Annotated in this window: 16 protein-coding genes; 2 read left to right on the top strand and 14 right to left on the bottom strand. The window is 64.4% G+C overall.

The genetic code is table 11. The features are described from left to right. Nucleotides 1–158 precede the first annotated feature (158 nt). Nucleotides 159–737 (top strand): TetR/AcrR family transcriptional regulator, encoded by a 579-nt coding sequence (locus tag BLT98_RS18845; protein WP_092610405.1) that lies wholly within the window; start codon nucleotides 159–161, stop codon nucleotides 735–737. Here the strand turns inward: BLT98_RS18845 and BLT98_RS18840 are convergent. The 9 genes from BLT98_RS18840 to BLT98_RS18800 form a co-directional block, all read right to left on the bottom strand. Continuing rightward, nucleotides 694–1737, bottom strand: a complete 1044-nt coding sequence (locus tag BLT98_RS18840; RefSeq protein ID WP_092610402.1) for an AAA family ATPase — start codon at nucleotides 1735–1737, stop codon at nucleotides 694–696. The two genes, BLT98_RS18845 and BLT98_RS18840, sit on opposite strands and share 44 nt — an antisense overlap. Then, nucleotides 1734–3101, bottom strand: coding sequence for a phenylacetate--CoA ligase family protein (locus BLT98_RS18835; protein ID WP_092610399.1), 1368 nt, complete (start codon nucleotides 3099–3101; stop codon nucleotides 1734–1736). Before BLT98_RS18835 ends, BLT98_RS18840 begins: the two co-directional genes overlap by 4 nt. Then, entirely contained in the window at nucleotides 3098–3691 is a 594-nt protein-coding gene (locus tag BLT98_RS18830) for a hypothetical protein (RefSeq protein ID WP_092610396.1), read from the bottom strand. Before BLT98_RS18830 ends, BLT98_RS18835 begins: the two co-directional genes overlap by 4 nt. A 1-nt stretch (nucleotide 3692) precedes the next feature. Further along, the gene (locus tag BLT98_RS18825; protein WP_092610393.1) at nucleotides 3693–5456 is read right to left on the bottom strand and encodes a vWA domain-containing protein; all 1764 of its coding nucleotides are present in this window, start codon (nucleotides 5454–5456) and stop codon (nucleotides 3693–3695) included. Then, a complete protein-coding gene (locus BLT98_RS18820) occupies nucleotides 5453–6424 on the bottom strand; it encodes a hypothetical protein (protein WP_092610390.1) in 972 nt (323 codons plus the stop codon). The genes BLT98_RS18825 and BLT98_RS18820 overlap by 4 nt, the downstream gene beginning before the upstream one ends. Nucleotides 6425–6433: 9 nt before the next feature. Next, on the bottom strand, nucleotides 6434–6919 hold the full coding sequence (locus tag BLT98_RS18815; RefSeq protein ID WP_092610387.1) for a hypothetical protein: 486 nt from the start codon (nucleotides 6917–6919) through the stop codon (nucleotides 6434–6436). Then, complete coding sequence (locus BLT98_RS18810) at nucleotides 6916–8496, bottom strand: AAA family ATPase (protein ID WP_070259207.1); 1581 nt, start codon at nucleotides 8494–8496, stop codon at nucleotides 6916–6918. Before BLT98_RS18810 ends, BLT98_RS18815 begins: the two co-directional genes overlap by 4 nt. Before the next feature lie 75 nt (nucleotides 8497–8571). Beyond that, the gene (locus tag BLT98_RS18805) at nucleotides 8572–9177 is read right to left on the bottom strand and encodes a glutathione S-transferase (protein ID WP_092610384.1); all 606 of its coding nucleotides are present in this window, start codon (nucleotides 9175–9177) and stop codon (nucleotides 8572–8574) included. After that, nucleotides 9174–10031: an alpha/beta fold hydrolase gene (locus tag BLT98_RS18800; RefSeq protein ID WP_092610381.1), complete on the bottom strand. Its 858-nt coding sequence runs from the start codon at nucleotides 10029–10031 to the stop codon at nucleotides 9174–9176. Before BLT98_RS18800 ends, BLT98_RS18805 begins: the two co-directional genes overlap by 4 nt. 99 nt (nucleotides 10032–10130) lie before the next feature. Here BLT98_RS18800 and BLT98_RS18795 point away from each other — a divergent pair, with 99 nt between their 5' ends. Beyond that, nucleotides 10131–11015, top strand: a complete 885-nt coding sequence (locus tag BLT98_RS18795) for a LysR family transcriptional regulator (RefSeq protein ID WP_092610378.1) — start codon at nucleotides 10131–10133, stop codon at nucleotides 11013–11015. On the opposite strand, the gene BLT98_RS18790 is transcribed toward BLT98_RS18795, so the two are convergent. The 5 genes from BLT98_RS18790 to BLT98_RS18770 form a co-directional block, all read right to left on the bottom strand. Next, nucleotides 11012–11344 (bottom strand): hypothetical protein, encoded by a 333-nt coding sequence (locus BLT98_RS18790; RefSeq protein WP_092610375.1) that lies wholly within the window; start codon nucleotides 11342–11344, stop codon nucleotides 11012–11014. The two genes, BLT98_RS18795 and BLT98_RS18790, sit on opposite strands and share 4 nt — an antisense overlap. Before the next feature lie 187 nt (nucleotides 11345–11531). Next, nucleotides 11532–12680 (bottom strand): ABC transporter permease, encoded by a 1149-nt coding sequence (locus tag BLT98_RS18785; RefSeq protein WP_092610372.1) that lies wholly within the window; start codon nucleotides 12678–12680, stop codon nucleotides 11532–11534. After that, on the bottom strand, nucleotides 12677–13777 hold the full coding sequence (locus BLT98_RS18780; protein WP_244517571.1) for an ABC transporter permease: 1101 nt from the start codon (nucleotides 13775–13777) through the stop codon (nucleotides 12677–12679). The genes BLT98_RS18785 and BLT98_RS18780 overlap by 4 nt, the downstream gene beginning before the upstream one ends. Before the next feature lie 87 nt (nucleotides 13778–13864). Then, a complete protein-coding gene (locus BLT98_RS18775) occupies nucleotides 13865–14839 on the bottom strand; it encodes an HlyD family secretion protein (RefSeq protein WP_092610366.1) in 975 nt (324 codons plus the stop codon). A gap of 2 nt (nucleotides 14840–14841) precedes the next feature. After that, nucleotides 14842–16251, bottom strand: coding sequence for a TolC family protein (locus BLT98_RS18770; RefSeq protein WP_244517569.1), 1410 nt, complete (start codon nucleotides 16249–16251; stop codon nucleotides 14842–14844). Between the last annotated feature and the right edge of the window lie 82 nt (nucleotides 16252–16333).

Here is a 16333-nt window from a genome sequence, read left to right as displayed (position 1 = left end):
CTTCTTCAGTATAGGGGGTGGACTGGCGTCATCAAACATGACAGTCATCATGCTTCAACACATTAAATATGACGGTCATCATGTTTAATGTGTTGAAGCATGACGAACATCATGTATGATGTCAACCATTATTTTTGAATTGCGATCAGGAGCCTGCCATGCGTTATCCCGCCGAAGAAACCGCTGAAAAGCACCAGCGCATCCTGACGCAAGCGGCGCGGCTGTTCCGTGAAAAGGGCTATGACGGCGTCAGCGTGGGACAGATCATGCAGGCGACGGGGCTCACGCATGGCCCCTTTTACAACCACTTCGCTTCGAAGGAAGCGCTGATGGCGGAAAGCACCCTGCATGGCTCGGAACACTCGCGCGTGGCGCTCGATGCGGCAACGGCAAGCCCGGAAGCCATGCGCCAGTATGTGCGCGATTACGTGAGCGCGGCCCACCGAGACGCGCCGGGCGATGGCTGTTTGCTGGCCGCCCTGGCCGGCGACGCGCGCAAGCAGCCGGCAGTGCGCCCCGCCTTCACCATCCACCTGAAAACCATCATCGGCAAGCTGGCCACGCATTTTCCATGGCAGAAAAAGCGCAACCGACAACAGGAAGCCATCGTCATGCTGTCAGCCATGGTGGGCGCCGTGGCGCTGGCGCGCGCCGTTGACGATGCCGCGTTTTCCGATGAGATCCTGGCGGCAGTCAGCGCCACGTTTGCACCTCCAACATCTGCGCCACCTGCCTGACCCTGTCGGCCACCGTGCCGGACACATTGATAAAAGCGATCCCCCGCCGCGCCAGCTCGTCCTGGTACCACGCATGCTGGCGCGCGCGAAAATCCTCGTCGCGGCGCGTGCCATCCTGGATGAAGGGGAAGTCTGGGGCGCACAGCAGCACCAGATCGTAACGGTGTTCTGCCAGCTGCGCCAATTCCTGTTCGGCCCTGCCAAACATCTCGACACAGTAAAAATACGTCGTCATGGGCGAGGTATCGCAAAACAGCCAGCGCCGCGCAGCCAATAGCGCCTGCGCTTCGCGGCGCAGCTGTTCCCGGCCGATCTTCAGCAGATCGTCATAGTTCAATATGCCATCCTGGCTTTCCCACAATTCGCGGCCATATTCGGCCACCCAGGCCGTCTCGAAATGCGCCGCCAGTGCTTGCGCCAAGGTCGTCTTGCCGCTCGATTCGCCACCGAGCACGCACACGCGCGTGACAAAATCGGCGCGCACAATCGGCGACAGGAAGGCGCTGTGCGCATGCGGGTCTTGCCTGGCCCGCGTGCCGGACACGGGCACCGCAGTTCTCGCCTGGTCCACGCTCACGTGCGCCACCGGCCCGCTTGCATAATGCCGTTCCAGCACCTGGGCAAAGCCGGGGCCATAGTCCTCGCTGGTGAAGACGGCGTCGACGGGCAGCACCAGCACCGTCCAGCACAGCCAGCCCATGAAATGGCGGTGCACATCGCCATCGTCGTCGTTGTGCGGCAGCGTACGCGCCGGCACGCCGCGCGCCGCGCACAGAGCGGCCAGGCGCGCATCGTCCAGCACGACGATGTGCGCCTGCGGGAATTGCGCGCGCAGCCACCGTTCCCGGCGCGCCGGCTCGTAACCGGGAAATTCGGGCTTGGTGTAGCTGACCACCAGCAGTTCTTCGCTGGCCTCCTGCGCACGATGGATCAACAGTTCATGGCCCTGGTGCAGCGGACAAAATTTACCGACCACGAGGCCGCGTTTATAAAGGTTCATGCCACGGCTTCCTGCAAATCCGAGGTGTATTGAATGATCTTGTCTTCCGCCAGCAAGGTCTCGACCGCGATGGCGCCGAAAAAAGGCGCGAGCAAGGAGCGGGCCCGGTCAGCCTGCGGCATGGCGTTCGGCGCCAGGCGCAGCGCGATGGCGCCGTCGCCATGCTGGTGCACGCCGAACAGGGCGATGGCCAACGGTTTCAGGGCATGCGTAATGTCGATATTGTTGATCCATTCGCCATTGATCGTCCTGTAGCGCAGGGGACTGCGGCCGGCCAGGCCCATCAGCACGGGACCGTGCGGGCCATGCGCCAGCGAGGCGTAATCACCCGTGCGGTAGCGAACCAGCGGCAGGCAAAAATTGAAGCCGCCCGTCACGGTGATTTCGCCGCGTGCGCCATCCGGCACGGGCTGGCCCGCGCTATCGAGGATTTCCACGTACAGCCGGTGCTGCAACAGCACGTGGCCACCCGCCTGCTCGTCGTAGACGGCCACGGGGCCCACTTCATTGAGCGAATAGATGTCGAGCACGGGGCAGCCGAACGCCGCTTCGAGGCGCGCGCGCATGCCGGGCAACAGCATCATCGACACGGACAGCAGCGCGGCCGGCTTGTGCGTCATGGACAGGGTCAGGAGTTCGGCAAACGAGATGGGGTCGCCCGCAATCAGCTCGGGCGCCATGGCGTCCAGGTAGCGCGCGCGGTCGTCCGGGTCGCGCCAGTCGTCCTCGTGCAGGTTGATCTTCGCCAGGCCCGATTCGTTCATCGTCGGCGTGACGGAGACATAGGTGAAGCAGCGGCGCTGATGCCCCAGCAGCATCACGCCCACCTGGCCCGCGCCATGGCGCAGGGTGACGCCGAAGCGGCGCAGCGCGCGCTTGTGGAAGGCCAGGTAGCGCCCCGCCACCAGCGGATGCGAGGCGATCAGCAGCGGGTGGCCAGTCGTGCCTGTCGTCTGGAAGTTGATCATGCGCGCCAGGTCCGCGTCGTCGGGCACGAAGGCGGCGATGTCGTGGGCCAGTTCGGCGCGGCTGATGGGTGCCACGTCCGCAAGACGCGCGGGCGGCGAACCGCAGGCGCGGTAATGCGGCACGGTGGCGTAGGTCGTCCTGAGAAAATCCGCCAGCCAGGGCGGCGGCGCGTCTTTGCTCCAGCCGATCTCCGCCTGCATGACTTCCTGCTCGTAGGCGCGCAGCGCTTCGACCTCCCCGGCCAGCAGCTTGTTGCCGCTGCGGTTGCGGTACCGGGGTGCCGCGGGATGGCTGCGCAGTTTTTCCAGCATGCGCGCCCCCGCCTGCGTCAGGGTGGGACAGTAGTCGCAGTCCGATTCCCAGGCGCCGTCCGGCAAATTGACGTCCACACTCATTCGCGCGACCACTTGTCGGCCGATTCCTCGGCCGCCTTCTTTGCCAGCGCTTCGCGGATTTCGCGCGCGCGCTGCTCGGCCAGCCGGCTCGCTTCGAGCAGGCGGCGGCGCTCCGTGCCGCTGATGGCGGACAAGCGGTCCGTGGCCTGCGCCACGCTTTCGTCGCGGGGCCGAAAGCCCAGGCGCGCCAGCACGATGCGCGCCAGTTCCTCGCGCCGCTCGGGGTCTTGCGTGAACTGGTGGGCCGGCGTACTGGCGGCCAGTTCGCGCGCCGCCTCGCCCAGCACCTGCAACAAATCGTGCTGCGGCAACTGCTGGCCGATGAACCAGTCGTCGGCCAGCAGCCAGCACAGGATCATGGCCAGCGCCAGCCGGTTGCGGTCCGCCTTCACCTGCGCGCCGATAAAACCCTGCAAGGACGCGGCCGGCGCACGCGCGCCATGCAGCAGCAAAATGTCGTTGACCAGCGCCGCCACCGCCACGGCTTGCGCATTGGCGACGCCGGCGATGCGCGGCTCGGCGAGGAATTCGACGGGGGTGTCGGCCAGGCGGTGGGTCAGGGTTTCGAGGTGGGGACCGTGAGTATGCATGTCATTGTTGTATGTAGTGGCGCCGGCTGAACGCGCGCGCAAAGTCCAGCAAGTCCTCGTAGCGCTCGACGGCGTGGATATCCCAGCCCTGCTCGCGGCGCGCGCGCTTCAGATCGTCATAGGTCTGCTGCAGCCACTTATGGGCCGCCGTGCCATCCCAGCCGCGCTCCAGGTTCAGGGCCATGGTGCCGCCCGCGCCGCCCTGCGCCAGCGCTTTCGCCGAGATATCCCAGCCGCTGTTGCCCAGTTCATCCTTGTCGAACATGGTGGTGATACCGTCGTCGGAAATCATCAGGATGTGCGCGGGCCGTTCGCGCCTGGCCGCATAGGTCTGGCGCAGGCGGTGGATGGGGAAACAGGTGCCGCCGCCAAAAAATTCCGTCAGCACGCCCAGGATCATGTCTTCATCGCGCACGAAGCCTGGCGTTTGCATCACCTCGTTCTTGCCGCTCCACAGGGTCACCTGCACCTTCGCGCCGGCGCGCAGGGCGGACAAGGCGATCACGGCGCCAGCCAGTGTCAGGAACGAGGTATGCGCCTGCGGGTTCGGCATGGAGCCGGAACTGTCCACGTACATGTCCAGGTCGACGGGCACGGCATCGGTGGCGCGCGCCGGTTCGCGGCCGTACACGCGGCGCACGGTGGTCACGCCCGGCACGGGGCGCGGCGATTGCATCACCGATTGCAGCCAGTCGATGTCTTCCAGAGGGTCGCCGATTTCCCATGCTTCCAGCCCTTCCATCTGCGGCTCCTGCGACTCGGGCGCGGGGCGGCTGGGGAACGCCACCAGGTGCGGCAATGCCCGTTCGCGGTAATAGCGGATGGCGATTTCATGGTCGCTCAGGTTCACGCCCGACGCCTTTAAGATATCGCCCAGCTCGAACGGTTCGCGCAGTTGCCCGCCGCCCGGCCTGGCGGGCGCCTCGGTCACAGGTTCCTCGCCATCAAGGCCGGAAATGCGCTTGTCGTGCACCGGGTGGATGGCGCCGTCCGCCTCGTCGTCCTCGATCTGCTGCGCGCCATAGGTCTGGCAGCCACGGGCCGCGTCGCGCGTGTCGAGCAGATAGCGGCTCGGGCTCAAGGCATCCGTGTCTTCCACCAGGTAAGGCAGCAGCAAGGTGGCGAAGCGGCCCGCCGCCAGCATCCAGTCGTTCGCGTAGACGCGTATCAGGCGCGCGCCCAGCCAGGCATCCGTGTCCAGGCGTTCGTCTGCACTACCGCCTCCGAGTTCGCCCTTTTGCAGCTGCCACAGGTTTTCATAGATGCGCATGTACAGCGTCCACACGCCGCCGCTACCCTTGGCATCGGCTTGCGCAGAGCGCCCCTGCTGCAGTTTGCGGTAGATATCGGCCATGCGCAAATTCGCCTGGCGCTGCAAACGGTCGTTGATGAACAGGTCCGTGTACAGGTTGGCCACCATGGGCGCATGCTGCTCCAGGGTCGGCAAGGCGCGGCGCATGCGCGCCAGCAGGCGGAACTGGTCGCTGGCACTGCCCGGCGCGAGGATGTGGTGGCCGATTTCATGGGCAAGCACTTCCAGCGCATAGTCGTCCAGGCCCAGCTCCGTCACCAGCGGCAGGTCCACCACCACGCTCTGGTCCAGCAAGCGGATCATGGCGAAGCTGCCGGACAAGCCCTGCCTGCTGGCCTCGACGCGGCTGGCGCACAGGTTCGGGTCGCGCAGGCGCGTAAATTTGCTCCACGCGGCCAGGGCCTCGGGCCAGGCGGCGCGCCAGCGGTCGATCAAGTCGGCATCGTTCTTCATGCGAGCGACAGCAGGCGGATCGCATGCGTCCACGGTGACGTGACGGCCAGCGTATGCGCATTCGCGGCAAGCGCGATATCACCGGCCGGCAGGTCGAGCGCGATGCTGCGCGCGCCGATATGCACGGTCGCCCCCTCGAGGCGCACGGACGCCGGCATGGCACTTGGCGCCTGCTCGAACTCCTGCGCCGTCGCGCTGTGCAGCACGGCGCCATAGGCGTCGGCCACCAGCAGGTAGTGGCGCTCGGCGCTGCGCACGACAAAACCGTCCTTTGTCGCGCGCACTTGCGGCGGCGTGCCGAAGTCGCCACCCAGGCCACTGAAGCTGCCGAACGCCCTGCCCTCGGCATTGCCGCGCCAGGGATTCGCCAGCAACTGCGCATGCACCTGCGGCCATTGCGCGCCCGGCTCGCCAAAAGCGGCCAGCGCCAGCGCTGGCGGCAAGGTGTCGGCGGCGGCCAGCGCGCCCAGGCGGAAATGCGCGACGCCGGCGCGCCAGGCCAGCACCTGGCCCACGGCACGCAGCTGCGCGACGCTGGTGACTTGCGGCGCCACGGCAGCCATCCCGGCCTGCCATTGCGCGGGCCGCGCTCCCGCCACGGCGCCAATGTGGATGGCGGCGTTGCTGAGCATGCCCAATACATCCACGGGCGCGGTGGCCAGCAACGGCGCAAACGAGGGCGCCAGTTCGCGCCAGACGGTATTCAGGAAGGAATTTTTCACGGCAGGCCCGGCCAGACCATGGCCCACCAGTTCCAGCGCCATGTCATAGGCGGCAAAGGTAGCGCCGCCCACGCGCTCGGGCGCGGCGGCGGCCAAGGCCACCACCAGCGGATCGACGCCGTCGTGCAGGAAGGCGCCAAAGGCGGCCATGTCGAGCGCGGGAAAGCGCCGGCGCGCCTCCACAGCGCGCGCATTGAACTGGGCGCGGCCGCTGGCAAGTATCGAGGAAAAGGCAGGAGAAATCATCGCAGCCTGTCAATCGCTGTGCGAAAAGTGCAGCAGATAGCGCCCATCCCCTGACTCGAATGCGATCTCGTCCCAATGAATCGCGTACCAGACACCAGGTGGCGGCGTCATCGTCACGGCATGCACGGTGAATCCGGCCAGCGACATGTCCAGCGCTTCGAGGAAGCCGTCGACGAGGCAGGCGCGAAAACGGCCGGGCGGCGCCGTGCGCATGTGATCCGACGAGAAGAACCAGCGCTGGCACACCTGCTCCAGCTGCGCGCGCCCGCACGGCACTGCCGCGACCTGCCACAAGGCCGCCGGCAAGTCGCGCGCGGGTTCGATGACGGTCAAGGCATAATCTTCGATGCGCAAGCCCAGCGCCGTGGCCAGGTCTGGCGCGTCGGGCAGGCGTTGCAGCTCGTAAGTTGCGCACAGGTCGCTGGCCTCGCTGTTCAACATGGCCAGCGCATCGAGAAACCCGCGGCAATGATCGATATTCAGAGCGTAATTCATTGCGAACGCAGCCAAGTGCGGTAGTTCGTATAGCGCTGGTGCAGATATTTGAGCTTCAGCAGGTCGTCGTACAGGGGACCGTACAATTTTCTGCCCTTCGTGCGTTCGCCGATCAGCTTTTCGATGCGGTTCAGGCGCGCCAGGGTCTCGCGCTCGCTGACGCCATCGAGGCCCAGGTCGAATTCGGCCGACAGCACGCCGACAGGATCATCGCGGTCCAGGTCCAGGCGGTTGAATTCATCGTTCGACAAATCGAACAGGCGGCGCAGCCAGCCCAGCCTGTCGCTGCGGTAGGCGGCGTTTTCCGGCAGCGCGAAAAATGGCGCATCCGGGTCCGGCTGCAGCTTGTTATGCAGGACGAACGGCAGCACCTGGCGCAAGTCTTCCAGCGCCACCTCGCCATTGCCGCGGAAATAAGCCATGGCCTTGGCGTAGATCATCAGCGCCATCAGGGTGCGCACGGAAATGCCGTTCAAGGTCTGGCAGCCCAGGTCTTTCAGGCGGTCGCGCCCATTGTCGGCCGCCTGCGCGGCGCCCCGGTCGGCTCCGGCCAGGCGGGCCGTATCCTTGGTCATGTATTCAAACTGGCCGCCGGCCGTCTCGAACAGCTCGAACTGGCTGGCAAAGAATTCCAGGCGGCGGCGTACGGCGTCGGGTATGGCCACCTGACGGATGGATGCGCCGATCTGATCCACCTCCCCTTCCGTGAAGATGATATCGGGCGGCACCAGCTCTTCGGGGCGCACGTTTTCTTCCACGCGCAGCAGCAGTTCGTTCAGGAAGCGCGGGTTGAAAGCGAGCGCCTGCACCGTCACGTCGACCCGGTCGCGCAGCGCTTCGATTACCTGATACGTGCCGCCGCCCTGATCGTCGTTGGCCGTCAGATACCAGGCCGCTTCCGGGCATTCGTAAATATGGTTCAGCACTTCCGCGTAATTGTCGCCCATGACGGTGAGCAGCGCGCTTTGCGTGCGCGTGGGAATGCGGTTGTATTCATCGACGATTTTCACGCGCATGCCCAGCCAGGCGCGCCAGGCGATGCGGATATCGTCCATGCTTTGCGCGTTCACCAGGTCCGCCGGCAGCGGATTGCCCAGCAAATCGGCCACCGTCATCTGCGGGTGGCCATGCTGCATGGCGCGCTTGACTTCCTTGACGGTGGAGCCGGCCAGCACGCCCATCAGCAGGGCGCTGGCCGTCTTGCCCCGCCCCGGCCCGCCGACGAACAGGCATTTGCGGCGCGTGGCAAAGGTCAGCAGGGGCAGCAAAATAAAACTGGAATAGCTTTGCGCCGACGGCAGATTCAGGGTGCGGCGGCTGTCGCCCACGGAATACGTCTGCGACGGGCCATCGTTGTATTCGATGTCGTAATGGGGACTGATGATGGCGTGGTTGACGATCCAAAAGTATGCCTGGCGCAGCTTTTCATCGAACGGCCGCGCTTGCGCCTCGCCTTCCGCTCCCAGCGCGATGGGGCCCTGGTACAGGTCCGCCACGTCGAACTGCCGCGCGGCGGGCGCGGACTTGGGTTTGGTGGGGGCCTGGGACAGGCGCTGGAACAGGTTAAAAGACGGCATGGCAATATTCTTCCATTAAGGAAATGAAATTATTGCACAAGCCACCTGCAAGCACCGGTTCGGATGACAAGCAACTCAGCCCGCCATCGGCGTGGCCAAAAACACCGGCTGCTGCTCGGCCAGCGCCGTCAAAGCGGCCACGGCCGGATAATCGCTGGCCGCCATCACGTCGGGCACCATCTGCTGAGCAAAACTCCAGGCCACCGCAATGGTGATGCCGGCAATACTCAAGCAGTCTGGCGCCTCTTCGCGCAATGACGCCTCCAGCTGCGCCCAGGCCCCATGCAACTGCAGCTGGACGCGGTCCAGCCAGGGCTGGTGCTGTTTTTCCTGCGGGCGCAAGCGCCGTTCATAGACGATCTGCACGGCTTTGTCGCAGGCGGCCAAAGCATAGCTGGTTTGGCACAGCGCGCGCAGGCGAGCCGGACCCGGCTCCGGCCGGATGCGGGGAGCATGCGCGGCCAGTTCCTCAAGATACGCCAGGATCAGGGTCGAGTCCATCAGCACCTGGCCGTCGTCCGTGACCAGGGTCGGCACTTTGACGGCCGGGTTGATGCTCCGTACCTGGTCAACATCGGAAAACACCGACAGGGGCCGGTGTTCGTGCTCCAGGCCCAGCACTTTCATACCGATGGCAACGCGCCTGACGTAGGGCGAATCGAGCATGCCGATCAATATCATGGCCTTCTCCTCTGCATCTGATGAATAAACGCGATGACTTGCGCCGCGACGGGCAAGGGCGCGTCTTCCATCAGGAAGTGCCCGGCCTCGTCAAACAGATGCAAGGTGGCGCCGGGAATATCGCGCTGCAGGCGATGGCCGTAAGCCACCGGCTGCCACTCGTCCTGCTGGCCCCATAATACCTGTACCGGCACTGTCAACTGCGGCAGTCTTTCGGCAAAGTCCATCGTATAGCAGGCGTTATAGTGCGCCACCTGGTGCTGGTAGAACGAGGGCTGGCCCACCACGCCGCACAGCGGCTCCAGGTAGCACCGCAGCAGCTCGCCCTGCATCCTGTCCTTGTGAAAAACGGCCATGCCCAGCTGACGCGCCATCGTGCCACGATGCTCGCTGGCCGGCGTCAAGGCACGCCGGGCGAAATCATCGCGCAGATGCTTCCAGGTGGGCGACGGCCAGGAATCGTAGCTGGGCGCGTCGGCGATGCTCAAGCTGCGCAGGCGCGACGCGTGGTCGAACGCCAGGCGCAGCGCAATGGCACCGCCGATATCGTGGCCGAACAAATGGGTGGTCGACAGTTGCCAGTGGTCGAGCAAGGCTGCCAGCAAGGTCACCTGCGCCGCTACCGAGGTATCGGCATCGACGGGCCGCTCCGACCGTCCAAAGCCCAGCAAGTCATACAAGTGCACCTGGAAACCGGCATCGACGAACAGCGGTACCAGTTCGCGCCAGATAATGCTGTGCGCCGGCGTGCCATGCACCAGCACCAGCGGCGTGCCTGCGCCATGGATGCCGGTGGCGATACGGTGGCCGTGGATCAGGGCGTGGCCATTCAACAGCGGTTCTTGACTCGTCATCAGATGTCCTTTTGTTTGCGGAACCTGCAGGCTAAGGCTTGACTGGACATGACGCCAGTGACATTCTTTTGACCTTCAATCCAACTTTTGTCATGACCCATGAATTTGCGCCTATCCGTCGATGCCCTGCGTGTGTTCAGGGCAGTGGTACAAACCGGCAGCATGAGCCAGGCCGCCAGCCTGCTCCATCTGAGCCAGTCGGCCGTCAGCTGGAAAATCAAGCGACTGGAGCAGCAGCTCGATTGCCAGCTGCTGGCGCGCAGCGGCGGGTTGTTTGGCACGACCGACCAGGGAGCCGTGCTGCTGCGGCATGCCGTCAACATACTCGATGCCCACGATGACGCCGTCGCCCATTTTTCGCCATCGGCGATGCATGGCCGGCTGCGCATCGGCGTGACGGAGCAGATTTCATTGACGGACGTGTGCGCGGTGCTGTCGCAGTTCTCGCATCACCACCCCAAGGTGGACGTGCAACTGGTGGTGGAGCAAAGCCAGGTATTGCGCGAACGCTTTGCCGACGGCGTGTTCGATGTGATTTTGCATCAGGATTTTGCCGGCATGGCGGCGCCGGCCGACACGCTGTTATGGACAGAAACACTGCATTGGTGCGCTGCCACGGCAGAGCAGACTTTGCCGGGCGAGACCGTCAAGCTGATCACCTACGGGCCGCACTGCTTTTACCGCCGGCTGGCCGAGGAAAAGCTGGGCCAGGCCGGCATGGCCTGGAGCGTGGGCCTGGAATGCCCGTCGATGGCGGGCGTGCTGACCGCGATCGCCGCCGGCCTGGGCATGGCGGTGGTCAATGAACGCAACCTGGGCCAGGGCGTGCACCGGCATGCGGCACTGGAACGGCTGGCGCCGCTACCCCGTGTCGCCAGCCTGCTGCGGGCCAATGACAACCTGCCCGACCCCGTGCGTGACGGTTTTTGCCAGCTGCTGCTGGCAGCATTGCAGATCAGGAGGCATGATGGATCCCGTCGCTAGCGATGCGGCCAGAGCAGGTCAACCTTCTCCTCGTCGCTCAGCCACCAGCGCTTTCCGTCCTTGTCCTTGTGCACACCGAATATTTTCTGGTAGTTGTAGGTCTTGCAGTGCAGCTTCAGCCAGGCGTGGTAGTAGTCATCAAGAAAAGCGCTGAATATCTGCTGGAAGCGTGGTTCGCTGGCGTCTTTTTCGGGCAACTCGAAGCTGCCTAACCTGGCAACGATGTGCGCGATGTCCGTCCTGCTGACGCCGTCGAGTTTCACTGGATCGGGCAAGGCGATCCTGAACGCCAGCACTTCCGCGCCCTCCTCTTCCCACCACTCGCGCAAATTGAAGCGGGAATATCCTTTCCGCTTAGTGCCTGCAATTGATCCGCGAGTCTGTCGTATTCGGTGTTGTCGTCGTCGCCATGTGTGTCACAGAACTGCGTATAAGCCAGTATCGATGCCAAAATCGTGGCATATCTTTCTTCCGCCACAGCCAGTGGGGGCTCCAGCGCTTGCTCTGATTTCATGCTCATCCTTGTTTGATGACGGGTGCTGGCGCCTCGGCGCGCCAGCGCCACCAGCCCAGCGCCACGCAGGCCAGCAGCAAGGCCAGCAAGCCCGCCACTTCATGGCGGATTTCATACAGCGAGGCGCCCATCTGGTTGAGCGCGACAAAGCCCTGGATGCCGGCCGTCGATGGCAGCAGCCAGCGCAGCCATTGCAGCACGACGGGCATGGACGACACGGGCCAGGTCAGTCCCGCGAGGAACAGCACCGGCATCGAGGTGGCGATCATCAGCTGCGTACCCCGTTCGCGCGTGCGGAACAGCATGCCCAGCAGCATGCCGAAGGCCGCTTCCGCCAGGGAAAACAGCACCAGCAGCAAGAGCATGCCGCCAAAGTTCCCGCCACGGGGGTAATCCTGGAACCAGAAGACAAAGCCGAAGAAATAGCAGCAGTTCAAGAAGGCCACGCAGGCGAACGCCAGCAGCATGCCCATATACCCACCCGCCGTGCGCGTGCCGGCTACGGGGAAACTCTTGCGCTGGTACCAGGTGCCGAACAGCATGGTCATGCCAATCAGCAAGGTCTGCTGCACGATCAAGGTCGCTACGCCGGGCACGACATACGCGCCATAGCCTTCCTTGACGTTAAACAGGGGAACGGCGTCGAAGGCGATGGGCGAGCGCTGCTGGTTGGCCTGGATAGCGGATGGCGTGCCCGCGCCCAAACGCTTGAGTTCAATACCGGCCGACACCGTGCCCACCACTTCGGCCAGCCCGTTCAAGGCCACCTTGTTCAGCATCAGATACAAGCCATTGCCCGCCACTTGCGCGTGGGCGGCGCGGCCGGCCAGCACGTCCGTCTGCAAGCCGTCGGGAATGATCAAGACGCCCATGACCTGGTCGCGCCACAGCAAATCTTGCGCGACGGGCAAGTCCGGCGTGACGGCGATCACGTGCAGCGACGGATGGGCCATGGCAAAGCGCGTCAGCTGGCGCGACATGGCGCTGCGGTCCTGGTCGACGACCGCCACCGGCACGCGCTGGACGATTTCCGTCGAGTACGGCAGCGGATAGAAGAAGGAATAGATGATGCCGCCGATGAACAGCAAGGTCAGCGCGCCCTTGTCCGTCAGCATGGCGCGCCAGGTGGCGACAAAGGCCGGCCACATCATGTGCGTCCCCAGGCGGCAGGCGCATTCGCGCGGCGCGCCAGCAGGAATACGCCCACGGCGCCGCAGCCGATGGCGATGCCGGCCAGTATCAGCATTTCCTGCACGCCATAGCGCCACGGTGCGCCGGCCAGCCAGTATTTCGTTTGCAGCTGCAGATAATGCGTGAGCGGCAAGGCTTCCGCCCAGGCGCGGGCCGGTGCCGGCATGGCCATCAGGGGAAAGGCCTGACCCGCAAACGCAAAGGCTGGCGCCGTGATGAAGGCGGCACCGGACAGCGCCAAACGCAGGGACAGGGTGGCGGCGATCAGCAAGGTGGCCAGGCCGCAGTAGGCCAGCACCAGCAGCAGCATGCTTAGCAGCAAGGCCGGCAAGCTGCCCGCCACGGCCCAGCCCCGCGCCAGGCTGAAGAACATCAAGTACAGCAGCGCCAGCACAAAATAAGCAAGCAAGGGAAACAGCAGCTTGGCGCCGATGGCGCGCAGCCAGCTGCCATCGGCCGAGGCCAGCCATTGCGGCACCGTGCCGTCGCGCAACTCGCGGCCGATACTGGTGACGACGGCAACGACGATGAAAATCTGCAGCATGGCCGGCATCAGGGCCAGGGTCAAAAATGCTTCATAGCTGGTGTTTTCGTTGTATAAACTGTTCAAGGTCGTGCGTATCGGTTCGAACTGGGCCGCCGCCTGCACGCCCGACATGCCTTTCTTTACCCGCGCCGTCATCTCGATACCGGCCGACAAGGTCGTGCTGACCGTGCGCACGTCGCGCAGCAAGGCGCCCGCGTGCGAGGAAAACTGCGCGTTGTACAGCCATTGCACGGTAGCTTGCCGTCCGCCCAACAGTTTCTGTTCGAAATCGTTCGGGATCAGCAGATAGCCGAACGCCGTGCGTTCGCGCAAGCGATGCAGGGCCTCATCGCTGGACGCCACTTTCGCCGCCACCTCGATGCCGGGCGAGGCGTCGAGCCAGCGCGTGAGCTGGCGCGACAGGGTGGAATTGTCGTTATCGATGACGACGATGGGCAAGTCGCGCGCGATGCCGGCGGAAAACACCAGCCACAACATGCCGCACAGCACCACCGGAATCCAGCTGAGCATGCCGATATCCCAAAAGTCGCCACGCAAGCGCCGCCACTCGCGTGCCAGCGCTGAAACCGGCTCTTTATCCGCTTCGTTCATCGCTTATCAGAGCGGTGGGAACACGACCGACATGCCCGGGCGCAAGCCCTCGACCTTGATGGCGGGACGCAAGCGGATTTCAAACGTGCGCAAATCCGTGCCGCCCGGACGGGCCGCGCGCCACGTGGCGAAGTCCGGCAGTACGGCCACGGAGCTGACCTTGAAACTCAGTTGCTGTTTCAGCGCCGGCACATTGGCCGTATGCGTGCTGCCCATGCCAAACGCCGCCATTTCATCTTCGCGCACTTGCAGCACGGCCCAGGCGTCGTCGAGGTTCACAAGGGTGATTACGGGAAAGCCCTGTGGCGCCAGTTCACCCGGCTGTATCTGGATCTTGCTGACCTGTCCCGTCACGGGCGCGGCGATCTTCGTCTCGGCCAGGGCGATCTGCGCTTCCGTCAGCACGGCGCCCACCTGGCGCGCCTGGGCGGCGGCGGCCGTCTTGTCTTCGGGACGGGCACCCTTTTGCGCCATGTCATATTGCGCGCGGGCAGCTTGCGCCAGCTGGTCGGCCGCGCGCCATTGGGCTTGCGCCTCGTCGCGTTTCTGCTGGGCGATCACGCCTTGCTCGAACATATTGTTGACGCGGGTGTACGTGGTCTTGGCGATGGTGGACCCCGTTTGCGCCCGCTCCCAGTTCGCCTTGGCGGCGGCGATTTCTTCCGGTCGCGCCCCCGCTTCCGCTTTTTTCGCCACGGCGTCGGCCGCTTGCGTGGCGGCCGTCGCTTGCGCGATCTTCGCATCCACTTCCGGACTCGTCAGCTGGAACAGCAGCTCACCTTTCGGCACCGTCTGGCCCAGCTTGACGTACAGCTCGCCCACCCTGCCCGGTACTTTCGACGAGACATTGACTTCCTGCGCATCCATCTGTCCCTGCAAGGGCAGGCGTTGCGGCTGGAATGCCTGGTACAAGCCCCAGCCCACGAAGGCCAGGACGATGACGGCGGCGACTATGGCCAAGGGTTTTTTGGAGGTACTCATTATTATTTGTCCACAGGTAATTGGATATCGGCCGCTGCTGCCAGGCTGCCCAGGCGCTGCGTCTCGCCTGTCGCTTCCAGCAATTGCGCCAGCCCCATCACATAGTTATAGGCCGTCTGCGCGCGCTGGGTCTCGACCTTGGCCAGGTTCAGGCGCGCATCGACCACTTCCAGCGACGTCACTTGCCCTTGCTGGAAAGCCACCGTTTGCAAGCGGATATTCTCGCGAGCCAGCTCCACCGACGAGGCCGTGGACAGGTACTGGATGCGGGCGTTTTCCAGCGCGCGCCAGTTCTTTTCGATCAGGGTGGGAATGTCGCGCTCGGCCTGGCGCGCCACCACTTCCACCCGCTCCTGGTCGAGCTTGGCGGCGGCAATCATCTTGCCCGTATTGATGCGGTGCACGAGCGGCACGGACACGACCAGGCCGATGGCCCAGTTCGAACGTACGAGTTTTTCATTGCCGCGATTCAAATTGTAATTGCCGATGGCGAAGACAGTGGGTGCGTATTCCTTGCCGTGCAGTTTCAAGGCTTGCTCGGCCTGCACGCGCTTGCTGTCTATCTTTTTCCAGTTCGCATTCTCGCGCATGCCCGTGCTGATGAACGATTGCAAAGTACCCACCGGCAAGCTGTTGACGAACAGCGGCGTGCTGGGAAGCACTTGCGTGTTGACGGCAAGCAAGCGGTCGAGCGCCACCTGGGCGATTTCCTCGTCGCTGCGCGCCTGCGCTTCCTCGCTGCGGGCGCTGTCCAGGGCCACGTCGGCGCGCAGGCGTTCCGCGCGCGAAATCAGGCCGCCCTTTTCCAGCTTGGCAGCGTCGCGCTGGTGCTGCGTCACGCCGGCCGTCACTTCGGCCCGCACGGCTACCACCCGCTTGGCCAGCAGCAGCTGGAAATAGCGCTGCGCCACCAGGGTGGCCAGCTGCTCTTCCGCTTCCGTGCGCTCCGCTTGCGCGGCCAGGGTCAGGCTGGAAGCGAGGCCCTTGACGGCATCCAGGCGCCCGCCCGTATAGATGGGCCACATGCCCAGCAAGCCGAAGGAGGTCAGGTCCGTCACCACTTCGCGGTTCAGGGAATTGGGAATGTGCGGCGTGGGCAAGCCGGGAATCGGCGGCAGCACGGATTCGATGCCGCCCACCACGCCGGACAGGCCGCTCGTATCGATATTCAAGTCCGTCGACAAACGGCCGCGAAACGCCGTCAAGTCCACGGAAGGACCGTCGATATTCGACAGCGCCTCCGCCTTCAGTGTTTTGGCGCGCACGTCGAGCGCGGCGCCCTGCACGGCGCCCGAAGCCTTGGCCGCTTGCTGCAGCGCTTCGTTGAATGTCAGCGGTTCCGCCAGGGCGGGCAGGGCCGCGCCCAGCGCGCCTGCCAGCAATATTGATAAGTGTCCTTGCAATCTGCCCATGTAGCGTCCAGTCAATGAATGAGGGGAAAGCACGGGGTTGCCATGTTTATACTTTCACAATAGCAATTATATCTACGGATGT

It is taken from the genome of Janthinobacterium sp. YR213 (assembly GCF_900099875.1).
Taxonomy (GTDB): domain Bacteria; phylum Pseudomonadota; class Gammaproteobacteria; order Burkholderiales; family Burkholderiaceae_D; genus Janthinobacterium; species Janthinobacterium lividum.
This window is presented reverse-complemented; position numbering and strand designations above follow the sequence as displayed.